The organism is Allobosea sp. P1_A7, assembly GCF_056406775.1.
The window spans coordinates 1-3,474 of sequence record NZ_JBFTZN010000415.1 but is presented as its reverse complement, the minus strand read 5'-3'; the positions used below and the strand labels follow the sequence as shown (position 1 = coordinate 3,474).

The window sequence follows — 3,474 nt, the reverse complement described above, 5'->3', positions numbered from 1 at the left end:
GCTATGTCGCGCTGGGCAATGCGTTGCTGCGCCGGCTTGCCCGCGAGCGCGACGCGATCCTGAACGGAAGCGCCGCCCCCTTTGCCGACACCCCGCCCTGGCTCGCCGAAAGCTGGCGCAGCGCCTATGGCGATGAAACGGCCGCCGCCATCGCAGCAAGCCACGCCGACGAGCCGCCGCTCGATCTGAGCGTGAAGGGTGACGCCGAAGGCTGGGCCGAGAAACTCGGCGGCATCGTGCTGCCGACCGGATCGGTGCGTCTGCGCGAACGCTCGCCGGTGCCGAGCCTGCCTGGCTTCGCGGAAGGCGAATGGTGGGTGCAGGACGCGGCCGCCGCACTGCCGGCGCTGCTGCTGGCGCCCAAGCCGGGCGAACGCATCGCCGATCTCTGCGCCGCCCCGGGCGGAAAGACGGCACAGCTCGCGGCAGCCGGCGCCGCCGTCACCGCAGTCGATCGTTCGGCGCCGCGCTTGCGCCGCCTGCGCGCCAATCTGGAACGGCTCGGGCTCACGGCCGAGATCCTGGCGACCGACGCCGCAAACTGGCAGGCCGAGCCGTTCGACGCGGTTCTGCTCGACGCCCCCTGCAGCGCCACGGGCACGATCCGCCGCCATCCCGATGTCGCCTGGACGAAGACACCCGAGGATCGCGACAAGCTCGCCGCACTCCAGGCCCGGCTGCTCGACGCGGCGGCGCGCCTGACGCGGCCCGGCGGCCGCCTGGTCTACTGCACCTGTTCGCTTGAACCGGAAGAGGGCGAGAACCAGATCGACGCCTTCCTCGCCGCGAACCCGGATTTTGCGCGCGTGCCGATCAAGCCCGAGGAAATCGGCGGCCTCCCTGAGGCGATCAACGCCGCCGGCGACCTTCGTACCTTGCCGCATCAGCTTCGCGGCGAAAGCCCGCGGCTCTCAGGATGGACAGGATTTTACGCAAGCCGTCTGATCAGGCTATGACGAAACCGGGATTCGCAGGGCGCGACCACGTCCTCCGGGACGATTCGCATCGGGACGGGGTGAGCGGGGGCATTGAACGGCTGGACTGAGCGTAGGGGGCTTGCCCAGGCGGCGATCGGTCGGGCTGCGCGGCGTACGCGTGGCCAGTTCGTCGGCGCCGCGCGGAAGCTCTGGCCTTTCGGCCATGTCCAGGCCACCCGTCTGCTCTTTGCTCCGCATGATTTGCGCACCGCCGATCCGACTACGGCCGGCGATATCTATTCCGGGTATTATGCTTTCGCCGGACGCACGCTGAGAACCCATGGCGAATCGCCCTTCGACTGCCAGCCGCCGAGCGAGGGCTGGTCCGAGGCCCTGTACGGCTTCTCCTGGCTTCGGCACATGCGCGCCGCCGATACCGCGATCGCCCGCGCCAATGCGCGCGCGCTGGTCGACGAGTTCATCGACAGGCGGCACGACCGCAGCGAGATCGCAAGGCAGCCGGCTGTCGCCGCGCGTCGACTGATCTCCTTCCTGTCGCATTCGCCGCTCCTTCTCGAGGGCGCAGATCACGCTTTCTACGAGCGCTTCATCCGCCATGTCGGGCGGCTGACGGAGCGGCTGACGCTGACGCTGTCCGGCGCGGTCGATGGCGCAGCGCGGCTGCAATGCCTGATCGCAGTGACCTTCGCCGCGATCAGCCTCGACGGCCAGGAGCGCCGGCTGAGGCGCGCCGAGGCCGCCCTGTCCGACGAGCTCGACGTCCAGATCCTGCCCGATGGCGGCCATCTCAGCCGCAATCCGCGGCTGATCATCGAGTTGCTGCTCGATCTCCTGCCCCTGCGCGAGACATTCGTCGCGCGCGGGCTCGAACCTCCGCGCAGTGTCCTCATGGCGATCGAGCGGATGATGCCGCATCTGCGGCTGTTCCGGCATGGCGACGGCTCGCTCGCCCTCTTCAACGGCATGGGCATTACCCCGCCCGATCTGATGGCTACGCTCGCGGCCTATGACGACGCCCGCGCGCGGCCGATCGAGCATGCCGCCTATTCCGGCTATGATCGGCTCGGCGCCGGCCGCAGCACCGTGGTGGTCGATGCCGGCGCGGCGCCGCGAGGGGCCAACTCGGTCGAGGCCCATGCAGGTTGCCTGTCCTTCGAGTTCTCAAGCGGCAGCCAGCGCATCATCGTCAATTGCGGCGCCAGCCGTTTCGGACCGCCCGAGCTCCGCTTGGCCGCGCGTAGCACCGCAGCCCATTCCACGGTGATCCTGGCGGAGCGCTCCAGCGCCTCCTTCGGCCTCGTACTCGGTGAACACCGCATCATCGCCGGCCCCTCCGACGTGCGCGTCGCGCGGCAGGACAGCGAGGCAGGCCATGAATGGGTCGCGAGCCATGATGGCTACCACCGCAATCTCGGCGCCCTGCACACCCGCCGCCTGCTGCTCAGCAATGACGGCACGACGCTGACAGGCGAAGACGAGATCGCCCTGCCCAAGGGAACCGAAACCCTGCCGGCCGTGGCACGCTTCCATCTGCACCCCGGTATCCGAACGAGCCTGATCCGCGAGGGCGAAGGCGCCCTGCTCGCGCTGCCATCCGGCGAAGTCTGGGAGTTCGAAGCCTCCGGCCTTGCCGTCACGATCGAGGAAAGCATCTTCCTCGCCGCAGCCGACGGCAAACGGAGAACCGAGCAGTTGACGATCAGCTTCGACGCTGCCGTGACGCCGCAAGTCACCTGGCGCTTGACCCGCGTCGGCACGGCACCGCGGGCAACGCGGTCGCATGAACGGGGCGGACCCGAGGCACAACTGCCGCTTTGACGGCGGGACGCCGCTCCGGACACCGCCCTYTGCATCCAGGGCCCGGCATGATACGGCCCCGCCAAGCCGCCTTCATTGCACTGCACACCGGATTGTCCCGATGCCGACTGAGCTTCGCCGCGTCGAACGCGCCCTTCTTTCCGTCTCCGACAAGACGGGGCTGATCGAATTCGCGCGCGCCCTTCACCGTCTTGGCATCGCGCTGGTTTCGACCGGCGGCACCGCCAAGGCGATCGCCGAGGCCGGCCTGCCCGTCACCGATGTCTCCGATCTCACCGGTTTCCCGGAAATGATGGACGGTCGCGTCAAGACGCTGCACCCCAAGGTGCATGGCGGCCTTCTCGCCATCCGCTCGCATCCCGAGCATCAGGCCTCGATGCTCGGCCACGGCATCGCGCCGATCGACCTGCTCGTCGTCAATCTCTATCCGTTCGAAGCAACCGTCGCCGCCGGCCGCGCCTATGACGACTGCATCGAGAACATCGATATCGGCGGCCCCGCGATGATCCGCGCCGCCGCCAAGAACCACAACGACGTTGCCGTCGTGGTGGACGCGTCGGACTATGCCGCCGTCCTTGGGGAACTCGAGAGCCAGAAGGGCGCGACCACGCTGACGCTGCGCCGCAAGCTCGCCCAGAAGGCCTATGCCCGCACCGCCGCCTATGACGCCGCGATCTCGAACTGGTTCGCCAACGAGCTGGCGGAGACATCCCCGGCC

At 68.8% G+C, this 3,474-nt stretch carries 2 protein-coding genes and 1 pseudogene; all 3 read left to right on the top strand.

Features of this window, described 5'->3' with window-relative positions; all coding sequences use genetic code 11:
• Window positions 1-956 (top strand): RsmB/NOP family class I SAM-dependent RNA methyltransferase (locus AC1D34_RS35360; RefSeq protein WP_476826761.1); only part of this gene is annotated, 956 nt, incomplete at its 5' end.
• 72 nt (window positions 957-1,028) lie between these two features.
• Entirely contained in the window at window positions 1,029-2,756 is a 1,728-nt protein-coding gene (locus AC1D34_RS35355) for a heparinase II/III family protein (RefSeq protein WP_441507447.1), read from the top strand.
• A gap of 100 nt (window positions 2,757-2,856) precedes the next feature.
• Window positions 2,857-3,474 (top strand): annotated as a pseudogene (gene purH, locus AC1D34_RS35350) (bifunctional phosphoribosylaminoimidazolecarboxamide formyltransferase/IMP cyclohydrolase); the annotation flags it as partial.